Raw genomic sequence first — 16726 nt, 5'->3', positions numbered from 1 at the left:
AATTTACTCGTCGTATGGATCTACGACGAGCCTAATTAGCAATCATAAGACACTGAAAAAAAAGAATTTAAATGATTTTAAGATTTCACATTATTGCAGGTTGAATTATTAAGTAATAAGTAAAAAACGGCCTGTAAGTTTTAATGCACATTGTATAAGTGAGGTTACACATTTTGGCAGAGCAAAATAAACAACAAATAGCTGTGGTTGGTGCTGGAATTATCGGCATTTGTTGTGCACTTAACCTACAACGAGCTGGCTTTGACGTCACTTTATATGACGAAAATGGATTAGCTCAAGGCTGTTCAAAAGGTAATGCGGGGCATTTTGCTACCGAACAAATTTTTCCACTTGCACACCCGTCATTACTGAAAAAGTTACCGGGTATGCTATTCAACCCATTGGGCCCATTAAGAATAGATTGGCGTTATCTAATTCAAGCCCTGCCATGGTTTTGGTTATTCACTAAAAATATGAGAAGTAAAATATATAAAACCAACACGTTAGCACTTAAAGCGTTAAATAAGAGTGCAATTATCGCATACGACAACTTACTAAATGAGTTCAACTTAGGACACTTGCTAACTAAAAAAGGCAGTTTACTAACATTTGAACTAACACCACTTAACCAAATTAATACAATTTATAATAACTTTATAGCTCAAGGTATTGCTGTTGAACTACTCAGCGCTGAAGAGGTAAAGTTATTAGAGCCCAATTTATCAGAAACAATAACGTATGCATTATTGTTTAAGGATGTAGCCCATAGTGTAGATCCGCATCTATTTTGTTTAAATTTAGCTGCGCAATTTAGTGCTTTAGGTGGCAATTTTTGTCAACAAAAAATAACCAGTGTAAAGCTAACAGAGAAAGTGTTTACCCTTGGTAATAATGAGCAAACATTTACTGCTGATAAAGTCGTTATCGCAGCAGGTGCATGGAGTAAGCCTCTAATTGTGCCGTTTGGTTATAAAGTCCCACTTGATACTGAGCGAGGATATCACTGCATGCTGGCAAGCAATTATGGCTTAACAAGGCCCGTTGCTTCAGCGGAGCGTAGTTTTATCATGACTCCAATGAGTCAAGGCCTGCGTATTGCTGGCACTGTTGAGTTTGCTGGTACACAACGCGAAATGAATAACAAACGTGCACTTGCGTTGTTACCAAATGCCAAAGCAATGCTCAAAAATACAGCACCTCCGTTACAACCAAGCAGCATTTGGATGGGCTGTCGACCATCACTGCCGGATTCATTGCCAGTAATAGGTGAAGCACCTTATCACCCTAATCTATTTTTTGCTTTCGGCCATCAACATCTAGGTTTAACACAAGGTGCTATTACAAGTGAGCTAATAACTAGCTTGTGTTTACAACAAGTACCTAGCATTGATATAAAACCATATTGTATCAGCCGCTTTTCAACTCAAGCTGCTTGCAGTCCACACGCCCCACTTGCACAATAGCCACACTAACGAGGAGAGCACTATGACCACCCAAGGCATTGGTACCCAAACCAAAGAACAAGCACTTGCCAGTTTATCTAACATGACTGACGATTTAACCCCAATTCAACCGCAAGAGCACCTAGAACGAATTAAAAAAGCTCAGCAATACATGCAGGCCAATGGTATTGATGCCATATATTTAAATGCAGGCACAAACCTTACTTACTTTACGGGAATGCGTTGGTATGCAAGTGAGCGTCTGGTGGGAGCAATTTTACCTGCTAATGGTAGTGTGCAATATATTGCTCCGTATTTTGAAATTGGTTCATTAAATGGCTTTAAAGTGATTGATGGTCCAATTCACGGTTGGCAAGAGCATGAAAGTCCATACGCATTATTTGTCAATATATTATCTGAAATGGGTATTGCAGCTAATGGCACAGTTGGTATTGACGAAAGCGCACAGTTCTTTATTTTTGATGGCATTAATAAAGCCCAAAATGGCTTAAAGTTAGTTAATGCACAGCCTGTTACTGCACATTGTCGCATGCATAAATCAGCCAATGAACTTGCATTAATGCAATGTGCTATGGATATGACGCTGGCGGTACATAAAGCAACTGCCAGTATGCTACATGAAGGCATCAGTACCACTGAAGTAGAAGCGTTTATAAAGCAAGCACACCAAAAAGTAGGCGCACCAGGCAATTACTTTTGCATTGTATTATTTGGTGTTGCAACTTCTTTCCCCCATGGTGTAAAAGACGCGCAAATATTAAAAAAAGGTGACATGGTATTAATTGATACTGGTTGTAAAGTGCATGATTACTTATCAGATATCACCCGCACCTACGTATTTGGTGAAGCGAGCGATCGCCAGCGCCAATTTTGGAACTATGAAAAAGCGGCACAAATTGCTGCATTTAATGAAGCAAAAATAGGCCAAACATGTGAAGCCGTAGATGCTGGAGCTCGTAATTATTTAACAGCACAAGGGTTGGGTCCTGAATACCAAACTCCTGGCTGCCCGCATCGCACTGGCCACGGCATTGGCTTAGACATTCATGAATGGCCATATTTAGTAGGCGGTGATAAAACCCCTCTTACTAAAGGTATGTGTTTTAGTAACGAACCAATGCTAGTTGTACCTGATGAATTTGGCGTGCGATTAGAAGATCACTTTTATATGACTGAATCAGGACCTAAATGGTTTACAGAACCCGCACACAGTATTGATAATCCATTTGGCTTGGCTGAGTAAGCCAGATAAACAAAAAATAAATTCGGCTATATAATATAATATTAAACAGCACAGTTGCTCAAACTGTGCTGTTATTATGCCACTTTATGCGTGTACTAATTAAGTTAAAGTTCTCTGCGGTTTGTGTCAACTAAGCCCTCGTCACCCTCTGCTTTACAAGTAAATAATCGCTGTATGAACCTAAAACTCTGCATGTTTTTAACTCATATTTTAAAGGGTAAGTTAAGTATGTAAACGTTATTATTAGTTTACTTTTAAACCCAAACACCATACCATTTATTGTATACAATATACACAAATACAAGGTGACGATAATGATAAAAAGTATAATCCTTCTACTACTCGTATTTTTAACTGTAGCTTGCCAACCACAAGCAGCGACTTATATTAAAAATCCTATTAAACCAATAACACCAGCACCATTAAAAGCTGATATAGCAGTGAACGGTTACACAAGTACACTAAAGGACATAGATATTAAGTTTTTGGGTAAAGAAGTTCCCTACACTTATAGTGAGAGTAAAATTGCTAATAGCCGAGGTTATAATTGGTGGATAAGCAAGCACTTTGCACTTAAAAGTGACCTACCTGAAGAAAAAGTAAGGCTATATTTAGAGTTATTAGAGATGTCTTATCCACACTATGTTGCGTTGTTTGGGATGGAGCCACCTAATATTGAACGCCAACGGATTGCTGTGGTTTATGGTAGTAGTCGTTCAAGAGTCCGTGAAGCTATGCTTGATGATGGTTTTTTACGTGGCGTTCATAAAACAGCTGGTGGTGAAACCATGTATTATAATCGCGCAGGTTACAACTTCCCTAGTCATAGAGAACATCATCAGCGCTACATCGTGATCCACGAAACAATGCATGCATTTCATATGGCATTAAATGGCCATTCTACTTGGGCACCCAATTGGATAACAGAAGGTCTAGCTGATTCAGTTGCTCATCATGTTTATGATCCAAATCTGAAACAACTAACAGTAATGGTATTTGATCGTGCCCCAATGAACTATATAGAGATGGGCTTAAAACAGTATTACAGCGAGAATAAACCCACTATTGAACAAATTAACGATGATCCTGCACTTAAACGCGGTCTTAATTTTTTTATCATTCATTATCTTTTAAGTTCACCAGAGCGAGCACAATTTTTTGCTTACTTTTTAAAGCAGCTTAGGCTAGCTAACCCCCATAGTGAGTCAACCCTTTCAACGGCTAACTCATTACTTAAACACACTTTTAAAGATTGGCAAGCAATTGAACAAGGCTTCGCTGATTTTGTACAAAATATTAAGCCAAGTTTTCATATAGTGTCAGGACCATGGGAGCAAGATGGGGCTTCTTATTGGTTACGAAATACAGACTCAACTGATTTATCTCGTTTAGATATTAACCCACCGAGAAAACAGACCCACCCTGTCATGGATTTTCCTGGGCCATTATCGAATCAGATTATAAATATTTCTAACAAAAACCAAGTGGCTGTTTTAATCGGTTTTGAACAATCACAGATACGCCGAAGCGAAGTCGGTGTTGCTTTACAAGCAAAACGTAGCAAGCATAATCAACTATATAGGCAGCGTTTTATTGGGAAAGAACAAATAAATGATGATCAGTTGTTGGAATTTATAATCGTTGATGGTGAACGCTTGCATATAAATGGGCAAAATATAAATAAATTTAGTTCATTACAGCTAGGCTTAACACCTGAAATTAGGGAGGCCTTAATTAAAAATAAATCTATTGCCATCCTGCTTTCTTTAGAGGAGGCACATATAAAAATCACCTTAACTGCACTAAATAATAAATTAATAGAGCAGCAAATTATTCTGCCTATCGCTCGTGATATACTAACAACATTAAACACCAAAAAAATCAGCTTACTAAGTAGAAACAACAACCATTTACTTACCCCTTATTTATATCCTGCTAACTCATTTAGTAATACACAGCCATCTGTTGCCCAAATACCTAATCCCTGGGTGTTTAAAAATTATAATTTACTAAGCCGCTTATTCAGAACGTGCCAAATTCATGTCTTTAAACTAACAAATTGTGAGCTTGAATTAAGTAAGTTAATGGCAAAGCTAACAGATAAAAAACACCATACAACTATTAACTCTGAGTTAAACTTAAAGCTTAACGATTACATGAAGCGATTAGGTGATATTGGTTTTAGAGCGCTTTCTGGTATTGATTCAAGTATATACTTTAATAAAAGTGATGCTTTTTTAAGAGTTTACAACCCCACAGATTTTGAACTAAAGATTTCAGCTAACATTCAATTTTTAGATACTAAAGGGAATGTTATTGCAAAACAAAAAATAAGTAATGCGCTAAAACCCGGCACTCATAATCTCGATTTAACGAAAGTCCAAGGCGCTAAAAGTTTAAAGGTTGACCAAAAACTACAATGGCAGTCACTTAGCTATCAATCACATTTTCGTGAATCTCTAATGCCCTTTAATGGTGTTGGAATGAAATATAAGTACACCAAAAACAATAAAAACATAGGTGTTTTCAGCGTAACGCTTACAGGACCATATTCAGGTAAAACTGATGGTACGCTCACTCTTTCTGCTATTTCTGATTTAAAACCTTTAGTAATAAAAGAACTCAAACAAAAGGTGAAAATAGAACCTTATGAGAGCAGAACCTATCACTTTGAATTAGCTAATAACAGTGAGCTCACTCGTGCAAATATTACAGCATATTTAGATGTAGATGGTGAAAAAATAAGATTAGTAAAAAACGTAAACTTAACTAAATAAAATCATGCGTTTTAAGTTGCTCACAAAAGCAGCTTAAAATTCTCGCCAACCTGCGAAAAAATAAACCTGCTTAGTAGTAACATTTATAATCGCTACAAAGTAAGCTTTCTTACATGACATTAAGTTATTTAAATCAAAGAGAAAAATGGGATTTTACGAGTAAATATAGATATATTGATTTTGGCAATCATTATGGATATGATAATGGCTATCATTTACAATTACCTTTTGGACTTCTTTGCTATGAAATTACTATTTAAACCAGCCAAAACTTTAGGTGCAAGCCTTTTACTAGCCTCGGCGTTTATGGCTCAACCAGTATTAGCTAACGGCCCTATTGGCGAGCATGTTAATCATCTTCAAGCTAACCTTAAAAGTTACGCAGAAGAAGTAGAATGGATGGTAGGCAAAGTTGATACCATGGTAAGCGACTACGATACTAAAGGCGCAAAATCTGTAAAAACTGATGATTTAATTGAATATTGGGAATCAGTTAAGTTTCACAGCGCAATAGAAACTAACTTTGTACCGGTATACGCTTCTATTTGGCAGGGTCTTTATGGCGTAAAAATGGCCATTGATAATAAGCAGCCTGCTGAGGAAGTTCGTAAACAACAAAAAGCGATGAACATAGCCTTGTGGCAAGGCCTTGGGGCTGTTAAGCTTGCTGCAAAATTCCAGCAAAAAGGCTTGTTAGACACTGTAAAAGCAACCGCTACAAAAGAAATGACACAAAGTGCCACAATTGATGAAATTAAGCACAAATTAGACCGTGTAGTAGCTAAATTTGCTGAGCGTTTACAAGACGAAGCAACTGAAATTGTTCACGATACTTATCTACACCTGTTTGAAGGCGTTGAAGGTACACTTATTGAGCAAGACGCTAACCTAGTTGAAGTGCTGGAAAAAGACTTTAACGTAACACTGCCACTAGCAATTAAAAACAGCAAAAGCGTAGATGAAGTACGCGATGTGATCAGTGATATGCAAACAAAATTAGACCGCGCTAAGGTTTTAATAGAAAAAGCCGAAAAAGCCCGTAAGGATGTATTTTAAGTGAAGCGTAGGACCTTTATTCAAGGCCTAGCTGCGTTAGGGGTGGTTGGCTCATTGCCACTACCTCTTTCTCGCGCGCTAGCCGCTGATATAGCAAACCCAGTTTCTGTTGATGATTTACCAAAGCTTAAAGGTGAGTTAACCCTTTATTTAGGCCGAGGCGAAGGTGGTTTGTATGAAAACGTATTACAAGCAATTCAGAAAAAAAATCCAGACTTTAAACTCGGTATACGCCGAGGTCCTACTGCTGCTTTAGCAAATACCATTGTCGCAGAAGCTAAAGCCGGTGTTCGCCGCGCTGATTTATTTTGGGCGGTTGACTCAGGCGCAATTGGTTTGGTAACCGATGCAGGTCTTGCACAACCTATCCCAGGTGATTTATCTGCTCAGTTACAACCACAATTTAGATATAAAGAGTGGGCACCTGTAACTGGCCGTATTCGTACATTGCCATATAACACGTCGCGTTTGACCAAAGATCAAATTCCAACAAGCATTATGGAAATTGCCGACAGCGACTTAAGCATTGGTTGGGCGCCCGCCTACGCTTCTTTTCAATCGTTTGTAACCGCAATGCGAATTTTAGAAGGCGACGACAAAACCGCTAAGTGGCTTAAAAAGATTAAAAAACGCGCTAAAACATACGCTGGAGAATTAGGTGTTGTTATGGGCGTTGAACGCGGTGAAGTTGATATCGGTTTTGCAAATCACTATTACACTTTGCGTTTAAAATCAGGTAAGCCTGATGCCAAACTAGATTTAGCATTTACACAAAATGATGCGGGTTGTTTAGTCAATGCATCGGGTGTATTAGCGCTTAACGACGATCCGCTTGCAACAAACTTTATGCGTTACTTACTGAGTAAAGAAGTACAAGGTTACTTAGCCAGTGAAGCGTACGAAATTCCGTTAGTAAATGGTATTATTCAACCTAAAGGTTTGCCGTCTCTTGCTGATATTTCTCCCCCTAAAGTAGATTTAACACAGCTAGCTGATTTACGCCCTACTATAGATTTGATGCGAAGCAGCGGCGTATTGTAATGAAAATACCAGCCTCTTATCCAATGGCGCTGCTTGCAGCGCTTGTTGCGCTAACCCCTGTTTATGTATTAATTGTGCTTGCAAGCGATGCAAGTTCAGTGTTTGACACCCACAATCTAAAAATTTTAGGAAACACGTTATCGTTAATGGGTTTAACGGTACTCGGATCTATTTTGATTGGTGTGCCACTGGCGTTTATTAGCGCATATGTACATTTACCATTTAAAAAACTCTGGCTGGTTGTATTTGCAGCGCCGCTGGCAATTCCCAGTTATATTGGCGCATTTACCCTTTATGCAGCTTTTGGCCCCGGTGGCGAAATAAACACCTTAACAGGAATAGAAACCCCATCAATGTATGGCCTAACCGGCGCTGCCATTGTAATGACGCTTTATACTTTTCCATTTGTAATGATGACAACTCGCTCATCCCTACTGAGCCTTGACGCGAGCATGGTTAATGCCGCGCGTACGCTTGGAATGTCGATGACGCAAAGTATATTTAAAGTTATATTACCCCGCGTAGTTAACGGTATTGCAGCAGGCTCATTATTAGTCGCGCTTTATACGTTATCAGACTTTGGGACGCCCGCAATGATGCGCCTAGATACCTTTACCCGCGTAATTTATGTTGAATACAACGCCTTTGCGTTAGGGCGCGCTGCAATGCTTTCACTTCAACTGATGGTTATTGTCGGTTTTTTACTTTTAGTTGAATCACAAATAAAAACAGCGCCTGAGCGCAATGGTCGCCCGTTAATTTTATTTCCAAACAAATTACAGTTAAGTGCAATGTTTGTTACATTTGCACCTGTTTTACTGCTTGCTATTGGCTTACCTTTGGCTATATTTTCGCTTTGGTTAGCTCGTGATGGTTTTAGCTCATTTGATTTTAATATTGCGTGGAACTCTACGTATGCATCGGGTATTGCGGCAATTGTAGCTGTTATCGTTGCGATCCCCGTTGCACATGCCGCACTGAGTGGAAAAGCGGGTCGTATAATGGAGCGTGTTACTTACTTTGGTTTTGGTATTCCGGGCATAGTAATGGGCACAGCGCTTGTTTACGGTGGTTTGCAGTTACCGTTTTTATATCAAACACTGGGATTGCTTATTATTGCTTATATGCTGCGATTTTTACCACTTGCTGTGGGCTCTGTTAGAACAAGCACTGAGCACTTAGATCCAAGCTTAGTAAAGTCTGCGCGCGTATTAGGGGCAAGCCCACGTGAAGTATTTACTCGCATAACATTGCCTTTAACTATGCGCGGTATTATTGCCGGTGCAGCACTGGTGTTTTTAGAGTCAATGCGCGAACTAGAAGCCACGCTACTACTTGGCCCAACAGGGTTTGAAACACTCTCTACTTATTTATGGCGTGTATACGAAGCGGGCTATTTTGGTCGCGCCGCTATTCCTGGATTATTGTTAGTAGTTATATCTGCCTGCGGGTTAGCTATTATGATGTCTGGCGAAAAACGCAACCAGTTTGAACATTAAGGATTTAAGAAACAATGCTATCTGTAAGTCAGTTGTCTATAGATTATGGCAGTAACCGCGTAGTAAGCGATTTAAACTTATCGCTAGGTGAAAACGAAATCCTTATGCTTGTAGGGCCAACAGGTTGTGGTAAAAGTACAATTTTACAAGCCCTTGCTGGCCTTATACCTATTAGCGAAGGCGAAATAAACACGGGTAAATGGCGTGCTACACCTAAATTAACAATACCTCCTGAAAAACGCAGTGTAGGTATGGTGTTTCAAGATTTTGCGTTATTTCCGCACTTAACCGTACAGCAAAACATTTGCTTTAGATTAAAAGATACAGCCCCTGCTGAGTATTGGATAAACCTACTTGGACTGAGCGATTTTAGAGATAAAAAACCAGCAACGCTTTCTGGCGGCCAAAAGCAGCGCGTTGCACTTGCGCGTACCCTTGCCCACCAGCCTGATTTTGTATTACTTGATGAGCCGCTTTCTAACTTAGATGCGGCCCTTAAAGACATGCTTCGCTGGGATATTAGAAACGCACTTAAAGCCGCTGGCGTACCTGCTATTTGGGTAACACATGACCAAGAAGAGGCACTTTCTGTTGGCGATCGTGTTGGCGTTTTAAAAGGCGGTGAAATTCAACAAATTGATACGCCAGAGCGCTGCTTTAGTACCCCAAACAATCGCTTTGTGGCACGTTTTTTAGGTGAGGCGAGCTTTATTAGCGGCCAATTTAGCCAAGGACAAGCCACTACTTCAATTGGTAATGCTCCCGCTCATGGCGTTGACTGTGAAAGTGGCGACGTTGATGTACTACTTCGACCAGACGATGTATTACTTGTTCAAAGCAGTGTTGGCAATAACGGCGAAGTAATTTGGGTCCGTTTTGAAGGTGGCAGCCGCTTGTGCGCTGTAAAACTTGCGTGCTCTACTGTTGTAACCAGTCGAGTAAGCCATGAAGTTGTGGTAAACCCTGGCGATGAAGTACATGTATCACTAAGTACATCCCACCCACTAGCGGTTTACACAAAAGCTAACTAGCACAGCTTAAAACTAAAAAAGCCCATTTATATGGGCTTTTTAAATTAATACGGTAAAGCAAATCACCACTCAAACATGTAGGCCATTTTGCTTATTGTTTTAAGCGGAACATTATGCGAATTACGTTTAGCATATAGGTGCTGCATTGATTTGTCTTTCACTTCACCCACTATTACTTCTTTTACTTGATAGCCTAAAGCAACAGCAGCTTGCGAGTACGCTATAAATTCCCACTTTTTAATATTGGTATTATCTACAATTACCAATGGCATATTTTGAGCAAGTGCATTTATAAAACGCGCTAAGTTTAAATTATGAAATTGCGACAATTTAAATTTATCGAAATGATATTCGCCCTGCTCGTTAATAAAGTAATCATCAGTTGAGCAGATTAGGTATTGGCTTTCGTCAACTCCACCTAATTCGTCAGCAAGGCTTTGCGCATAGTAAGACTTACCGCTTCCTGGTAGTCCTCGTAAAATAAAAACTTGTTTCATAGCATCGATTTTTTAAGTGTGAATAAATATTAATTTGATTTGTTTGTTAATAATGCCACAAAATCATTAAATTTAAGAGCAACAAATCATAATAGTGGCAATTAAACTCTAAAAACTGTTTAAAAATAAACCGCATGCATAAAAACTTTTAAAGAGTTGCCCACAATAGTTTTTTTATTCAACTTTACTAGGTAAGATACAGGGTTCAAGTGCAGCGCCGTTTATGTGCAATTTATGCCCGAGTGTTGCGCACAGTTAAAATAAAATAGTTAGGCAACTTATATCATTGGAGTGAAGATGAGCCATTTAGCGATTTCAGAGCTATTAAAAGGCAATGTTGCGGTAGACAGCCAAGTAACAATTAAGGGCTGGATCCGTACTCGCCGCGATTCAAAAGCAGGAATTTCATTTTTAGCCGTTCATGACGGTTCGTGTTTTGATCCTATTCAAGCGGTAGTTCCTAATTCACTGAATAATTATGATGAAGTTACTAGCTTAACAGCCGGTTGTTCTGTGTCGGTTACTGGTGTTTTAGTGCAATCTGCTGGCCAAGGTCAATCTTACGAAATTCAAGCTAACACTGTGACTGTATTAGGTTGGGTAGAGAATCCAGATTCATACCCAATGTCAGCAAAGCGCCACAGCATTGAGTACTTACGTGAGCATGCTCACCTTCGCCCTCGTACAAACATGATTGGCGCAGTAACACGTGTACGTAACTGTTTAGCACAAGCTATTCACCGTTTTTACCACGAGCAAGGTTTTTACTGGATCAGCACGCCAATCATTACGGCAAGTGACTGTGAAGGCGCTGGCGAAATGTTCCGTGTATCAACGCTTGATATGCAAAACTTACCGCTTACAGATAAAGGCGAAGTTGATTACAGCGAAGATTTCTTCGGTAAAGAAGCATTCCTTACTGTATCTGGCCAATTAAACGGCGAAACTTACGCGTCTGCAATGTCAAAAATTTACACGTTTGGCCCAACATTCCGTGCAGAAAATTCAAATACATCTCGCCACCTTGCAGAATTTTGGATGGTAGAACCTGAAGTTGCGTTTGCTGATTTAGAAGACATCGCAAAACTTGCTGAAAACATGCTTAAGTATGTATTTAAAGCCGTACTTGAAGAGCGCCGTGATGACATGGAATTTTTTGCACAACGTGTAGAGAAAACCGCAATTACTCGCTTAGAAGAATTTGTAGATAAAGACTTCGCACAAGTTGATTACACAGACGCGGTAGAAATCCTTAAAACGTGTGGTAAAAAGTTTGAGTACGCTGTTGAATGGGGTGTTGATTTACAGTCTGAGCACGAACGTTACTTAGCTGAAGAACACTTTAAAGCACCGGTAGTTATTAAAAACTACCCGCGCGATATTAAAGCATTTTACATGCGCCAAAACGAAGACGGAAAAACAGTTGCTGCAATGGACGTAGTAGCACCCGGTATTGGTGAGATCATTGGTGGTTCACAACGTGAAGAACGCCTTGATGTACTTGATGCACGCCTAGAAGAAATGGGCTTAAACAAAGAAGATTACAGCTGGTACCGCGATTTACGTAAATACGGTAGCGTGCCGCATTCAGGCTTTGGTTTAGGCTTTGAACGCTTAGTTGCTTATGTAACAGGTATGGGCAACGTACGTGACGTTATTGCCTTCCCTCGTACTAAAGGCAGCGCAACTTACTAATACTAAGTTAGCCGTTTATAAATACTAAAAACCAGCCAATTGGCTGGTTTTTTTGTGTTTTTAATTTACCGTATAAAAAAGCCGCAGCACTCTAAGAGGACCACGGCTTTCAACCAGAATAAATTTTGCTTAATTAAGCGTTATAAAGCGCCTTCAAGCTGAGGTAGCACTTCAAATAAATCAGCGACTAGGCCGTAATCTGCTACTTGGAATATTGGCGCATCAGGATCTTTATTAATCGCAACGATTACTTTTGAGTCTTTCATGCCCGCTAAATGCTGAATAGCACCGCTGATACCTACTGCAATATATAAGTTAGGCGCTACAATTTTACCTGTTTGCCCTACTTGCATGTCGTTAGGTACAAAGCCTGCATCAACTGCTGCACGCGATGCGCCAATAGCTGCACCTAGTTTATCGGCAATACCATTAAGTAATGCAAAGTTTTCGCCGTTTTGCATACCGCGACCACCCGATATGACCACACTAGCAGCTGTAAGCTCAGGGCGTTCTGATTCTGTTTGCTCAACACTTACAAAGCTGCTTAATTGCGAACCTGATACTGTATCTACATTTGTTATAGCAACAGCTGATTGCTCGCCTTGTAAATCAAAGCTACTGGCACGTACGGTAATTACTTTTTTACTGTCGAGTGATTTAACCGTTGCGATTGCATTACCTGCATAAATTGGACGTTTAAATGTATCTGCGTCCACTACTGCGATAATTTCAGAAATTTGCGCAACATCTAAAAGCGCGGCAACACGTGGCATAAAGTTTTTGCCTGTTGTCGTTGCACTTGCAACAATGTGGCTGTAGTCATCGCTAAGCGATAAAACTAAATCGGCCATGCTCTCAGCTAACTGGTGTTCATAAACGCTATTATCGGCAACTAAAACATTATTTACGCCATCAATGCTAGCAACGTGTGAGCTCATTGCGCTTAAGTTGTTACCTGCAATAAGTACATCAACAGGAAAACCCATTTTTACTGCAGCGTTAATAGTTTTTGAGGTTTCTGGTTTTAAGGCACCGTTGTCGTGCTCTGCAATTACGAGTGTTTTCATTTAAATCACCTTTGCCTCTGTTTTTAATTTTTCTACAAGCTGTGCAACGTCTTCAACAATAATTCCTGCGGTACGTTTAGCTGGCTCTTCTACGCTTATTAATTGAATTCGCGGTGTTAAATCAACACCAAGCGAATCAGCTGCTATTACTTCAAGCGGCTTACGTTTGGCTTTCATAATATTTGGCAGTGATGCATAGCGAGGCTCATTTAAGCGTAAATCAGTTGTAACAACCGCTGGTAAGTTAAGTGCTACCGTTTGCAGGCCCCCATCAACTTCGCGGGTCACGTTTACTTTGCCATTTTCAGTAACAACCTTGGATGCAAATGTACCTTGGCCACGTTTAGTTAAAGCCGCTAGCATTTGACCTGTCTGGTTATTATCTGAATCGATTGACTGTTTGCCTAAAATTACAAGTTCAGGAGATTCTTGCTCTACAATTTTAGCGAGTAGCTTTGCAATATGGAGTGACTCGAGCTTTTCATCGGTTTCGATGTGAATGGCTTTGTCGGCACCCAGTGCTAGTGCTGTGCGTAATTGCTCTTGCGATGCTTTAGGACCAATAGTAACAGCAACAACTTCGCTGGCCGTACCGGCTTCTTTAAGGCGAATGGCTTCTTCTATAGCAATTTCACAAAACGGGTTCATTGCCATTTTTACGTTGGTTAAATCAACGTCGCTGTTGTCACTTTTAACGCGTGCTTTTACGTTGTAATCAATCACTCTTTTTATTGGTACGAGAACTTTCATAGGAACTCCATAATTATTGAAACCTACAAGGTGACGTGCACGTCAACCTATTTATTTTATGAAATTAGACTACTTCCTGTTGACGTAAACGTCAACCTAAAATAACCTTTAACTATTCACAGTCTGTAACGTTTAATTTGCAAGGTTATAAATAGGCTGTACACCTTATTTAAATGCGTAGTAAACATTCGAATAAGTCCGTCATAGATAAAGAGGTTATTATGGTCGAACGTGAAACCATGGAATTTGATGTAGTAATTGTTGGTGCAGGACCTGCTGGGCTTTCAAGTGCAATAAAACTGGCGCAATTAGCACAAGAAAAACAACAAGAGTGCATGATTTGCGTAGTCGAAAAAGGTTCTGAAGTGGGTGCACATGTACTATCTGGTGCTGTATTTGAAACCAAAGCTTTGGATGAGCTACTACCAAGCTGGCAAGAACTGGGCGCCCCTGTTACAACCAAAGTAACTAACGATGAAATTTATTGGTTTAATAATGAGCAAAAAGCGACATCTATCCCCCACTTTGCTACGCCTAAAACATTCCATAATGATGGTAACTACATTGTGTCTATGGGTAATGTATGTCGATGGCTTGCAGAGCAAGCTGAAAACTTAGGCGTAGAGATATTCCCAGGATTTAGTGCTCACTCTTTAATAATTGAAGATAAAGCAGTAAAAGGCATTATTACTGGCGATATGGGAGTCGACAAAGACGGTAATGAAAAAGACGGTTACATGCCAGGCATGGAACTTAGAGCAAAATACACTATTTTTGCTGAGGGTTGCCGAGGCCATTTAGGTAAGCAGCTAATTAATGAATTTGCACTTGATGCAGATTCATCGCCACAACATTACGGTTTAGGCTTTAAAGAAATTTGGCAAATAGATGAAAGTAAACATGAGCTAGGTAAAGTAGTTCATGGTACAGGCTGGCCACTCAGCGGCGATACTAATGGTGGTGCATTTATGTATCACAGCGAAAAAAATCAAGTTGTTGTCGGTTTAATTGTTGATTTAAATTACTCAAATCCGCATTTAAGTCCATTTGATGAATTTCAACGCATTAAGCACCATCCTGTATTTAAAAAGGTACTTGAAGGCGGTGAACGTATTGCATACGGTGCGCGTGCTATTGCCAAAGGCGGCTTACATTCATTACCAAAAATGCATTTTGCTGGTGGATTACTTGTAGGGTGCGATGCAGGCACACTTAATTTTGCAAAAATTAAAGGTAATCACACTGCAATGAAATCGGGAATGATTGCCGCTGAGGTTATTTTTGACGCACTGCAAAATGAATTAGCAAATACCGATTTAACCAATTATCAAACTGCGTTTGAAAAAACGTGGGCATACAAAGAGCTATATCAATCTCGTAACTTTGGCCCTGCTATGCACAAATTAGGTAAGTTTATAGGTGGTGCATACAACACGCTTGATCAAAATATCTTTAATGGCGCTTTACCGTTTACGTTTAAAGATAATACGCCCGATCACTCTACCCTTGTTGATGCTAACGCCGCAGACAAAATAGCGTATCCAAAACCAGATGGGGAATTGAGCTTTGATAAACTTTCAAGTGTGTTTTTATCAAATACGAATCACGAAGAATCACAGCCGTGTCATTTAAAGCTCAAAGATGCGTCAATCCCTATTAACGTAAATCTAGTGAAATTTGATGAGCCTGCACAGCGTTATTGCCCAGCAGGCGTTTACGAAGTGCAAGAAGTAGAAGGCAGTAAAGAGTTTGTTATAAACGCTCAAAACTGTGTGCATTGTAAAACCTGTGATATTAAAGACCCTAGTCAAAACATTACATGGGTAACACCTGAAGGCGCTGGTGGGCCAAACTATCCGAATATGTAACTAAATTATGCGCTAGATACGTATTTAAGTACTATTTTTACATATAAATTATAAACATATCCTAAATTGCAGGGGCTTCGGCCCCTTTTTTACGTTATGCTAATAGTAGTTTTAATAAATATGAGTATTATCTATGCCGTCGTCAAAAGTTGTTTTTCGTTTTTTAGCAGAGCCTACCGATGTAAATTTCGGAGGTAAAGTTCATGGTGGGGCCGTCATGAAATGGATTGACCAAGCAGGCTATGCCTGTGCTGCTGGTTGGAGTGGTCATTACTGTGTAACGGTTTCGGTTGCAGGTGTTAAATTTAGACGCCCTATTCTAGTAGGCCAAATTGTAGAAGTAGAAGCTAAAATTGCCCATACGGGTAGAAGTAGCATGCAAATATTTATTCAAGTTAGATGTGGCGACCCAAAAACACAGAACATGGTAGAAACAAACCACTGTGTTATTAGTTTTATTGCTATGGACGAAACTGGCTATCCTATAGAAGTGCCTTCATTTAAAGCTGTAACAGAAGAAGATATTAAATTAGAAAACTACGCTATAAAAATGAAAGAAATTGCGATAGAAACAGAAAACTTGCTTCATACAGTTTAGATACCAAAATAATCATTTAAGAATGTATCCTATACCTATAGGCATGTAAAAAACTCATAATGTTTTGTAAAACATACAACTTGTATTTGAAAACAAAATCATCAAAAAGTTCAGTTTGTTTATAAAACAATCTAAACGCCA

At 39.5% G+C, this 16726-nt stretch carries 13 protein-coding genes; 10 read left to right on the top strand and 3 right to left on the bottom strand.

What is annotated here, in order from left to right; translation table 11 throughout:
* Nucleotides 1–173 precede the first annotated feature (173 nt).
* The 7 genes from WNY79_RS13905 (at nt 174) to WNY79_RS13875 (ending at nt 10110) form a co-directional block, all read left to right on the top strand.
* Nucleotides 174–1463: an FAD-dependent oxidoreductase gene (locus WNY79_RS13905; RefSeq protein ID WP_342876132.1), complete on the top strand. Its 1290-nt coding sequence runs from the start codon at nt 174–176 to the stop codon at nt 1461–1463.
* Between the two features lie 22 nt (nt 1464–1485).
* On the top strand, nt 1486–2706 hold the full coding sequence (locus tag WNY79_RS13900; RefSeq protein ID WP_342876131.1) for a Xaa-Pro peptidase family protein: 1221 nt from the start codon (nt 1486–1488) through the stop codon (nt 2704–2706).
* Between the two features lie 314 nt (nt 2707–3020).
* On the top strand, nt 3021–5483 hold the full coding sequence (locus tag WNY79_RS13895) for a hypothetical protein (RefSeq protein ID WP_294117059.1): 2463 nt from the start codon (nt 3021–3023) through the stop codon (nt 5481–5483).
* A 243-nt stretch (nt 5484–5726) separates the two neighbouring features.
* Entirely contained in the window at nt 5727–6539 is an 813-nt protein-coding gene (locus WNY79_RS13890; RefSeq protein ID WP_024589225.1) for a hypothetical protein, read from the top strand.
* The gene (locus WNY79_RS13885; RefSeq protein ID WP_165735182.1) at nt 6540–7580 is read left to right on the top strand and encodes an extracellular solute-binding protein; all 1041 of its coding nucleotides are present in this window, start codon (nt 6540–6542) and stop codon (nt 7578–7580) included.
* The gene (locus WNY79_RS13880) at nt 7580–9079 is read left to right on the top strand and encodes an iron ABC transporter permease (protein ID WP_342876130.1); all 1500 of its coding nucleotides are present in this window, start codon (nt 7580–7582) and stop codon (nt 9077–9079) included. Before WNY79_RS13885 ends, WNY79_RS13880 begins: the two co-directional genes overlap by 1 nt.
* Before the next feature lie 14 nt (nt 9080–9093).
* The gene (locus WNY79_RS13875; RefSeq protein WP_182753611.1) at nt 9094–10110 is read left to right on the top strand and encodes an ABC transporter ATP-binding protein; all 1017 of its coding nucleotides are present in this window, start codon (nt 9094–9096) and stop codon (nt 10108–10110) included.
* Nucleotides 10111–10172: 62 nt separating this feature from the next.
* Here WNY79_RS13875 and WNY79_RS13870 read toward each other — a convergent pair whose 3' ends face one another.
* Nucleotides 10173–10607, bottom strand: a complete 435-nt coding sequence (locus tag WNY79_RS13870; protein ID WP_342876129.1) for an ATP-binding protein — start codon at nt 10605–10607, stop codon at nt 10173–10175.
* Between the two features lie 297 nt (nt 10608–10904).
* Between WNY79_RS13870 and asnS the strand changes: the two genes are divergently transcribed.
* Nucleotides 10905–12302, top strand: coding sequence for an asparagine--tRNA ligase (gene asnS, locus WNY79_RS13865; RefSeq protein WP_007586801.1), 1398 nt, complete (start codon nt 10905–10907; stop codon nt 12300–12302).
* A 140-nt stretch (nt 12303–12442) separates the two neighbouring features.
* Here asnS and WNY79_RS13860 read toward each other — a convergent pair whose 3' ends face one another.
* The gene (locus WNY79_RS13860) at nt 12443–13369 is read right to left on the bottom strand and encodes an FAD-binding protein (RefSeq protein ID WP_342876128.1); all 927 of its coding nucleotides are present in this window, start codon (nt 13367–13369) and stop codon (nt 12443–12445) included.
* A complete protein-coding gene (locus WNY79_RS13855) occupies nt 13370–14119 on the bottom strand; it encodes an electron transfer flavoprotein subunit beta/FixA family protein (RefSeq protein WP_342876127.1) in 750 nt (249 codons plus the stop codon).
* Between the two features lie 221 nt (nt 14120–14340).
* On the opposite strand from WNY79_RS13855, the gene WNY79_RS13850 reads away from it, so the two are divergent.
* Nucleotides 14341–15987, top strand: a complete 1647-nt coding sequence (locus WNY79_RS13850; RefSeq protein ID WP_342876126.1) for an electron transfer flavoprotein-ubiquinone oxidoreductase — start codon at nt 14341–14343, stop codon at nt 15985–15987.
* A gap of 133 nt (nt 15988–16120) precedes the next feature.
* The gene (locus tag WNY79_RS13845) at nt 16121–16585 is read left to right on the top strand and encodes an acyl-CoA thioesterase (protein ID WP_007586808.1); all 465 of its coding nucleotides are present in this window, start codon (nt 16121–16123) and stop codon (nt 16583–16585) included.
* The last annotated feature ends 141 nt before the right edge of the window (nt 16586–16726 follow it).

Source organism: Pseudoalteromonas sp. AS84 (assembly GCF_038900255.1).
GTDB lineage: Bacteria > Pseudomonadota > Gammaproteobacteria > Enterobacterales > Alteromonadaceae > Pseudoalteromonas.
This window is presented reverse-complemented; position numbering and strand designations above follow the sequence as displayed.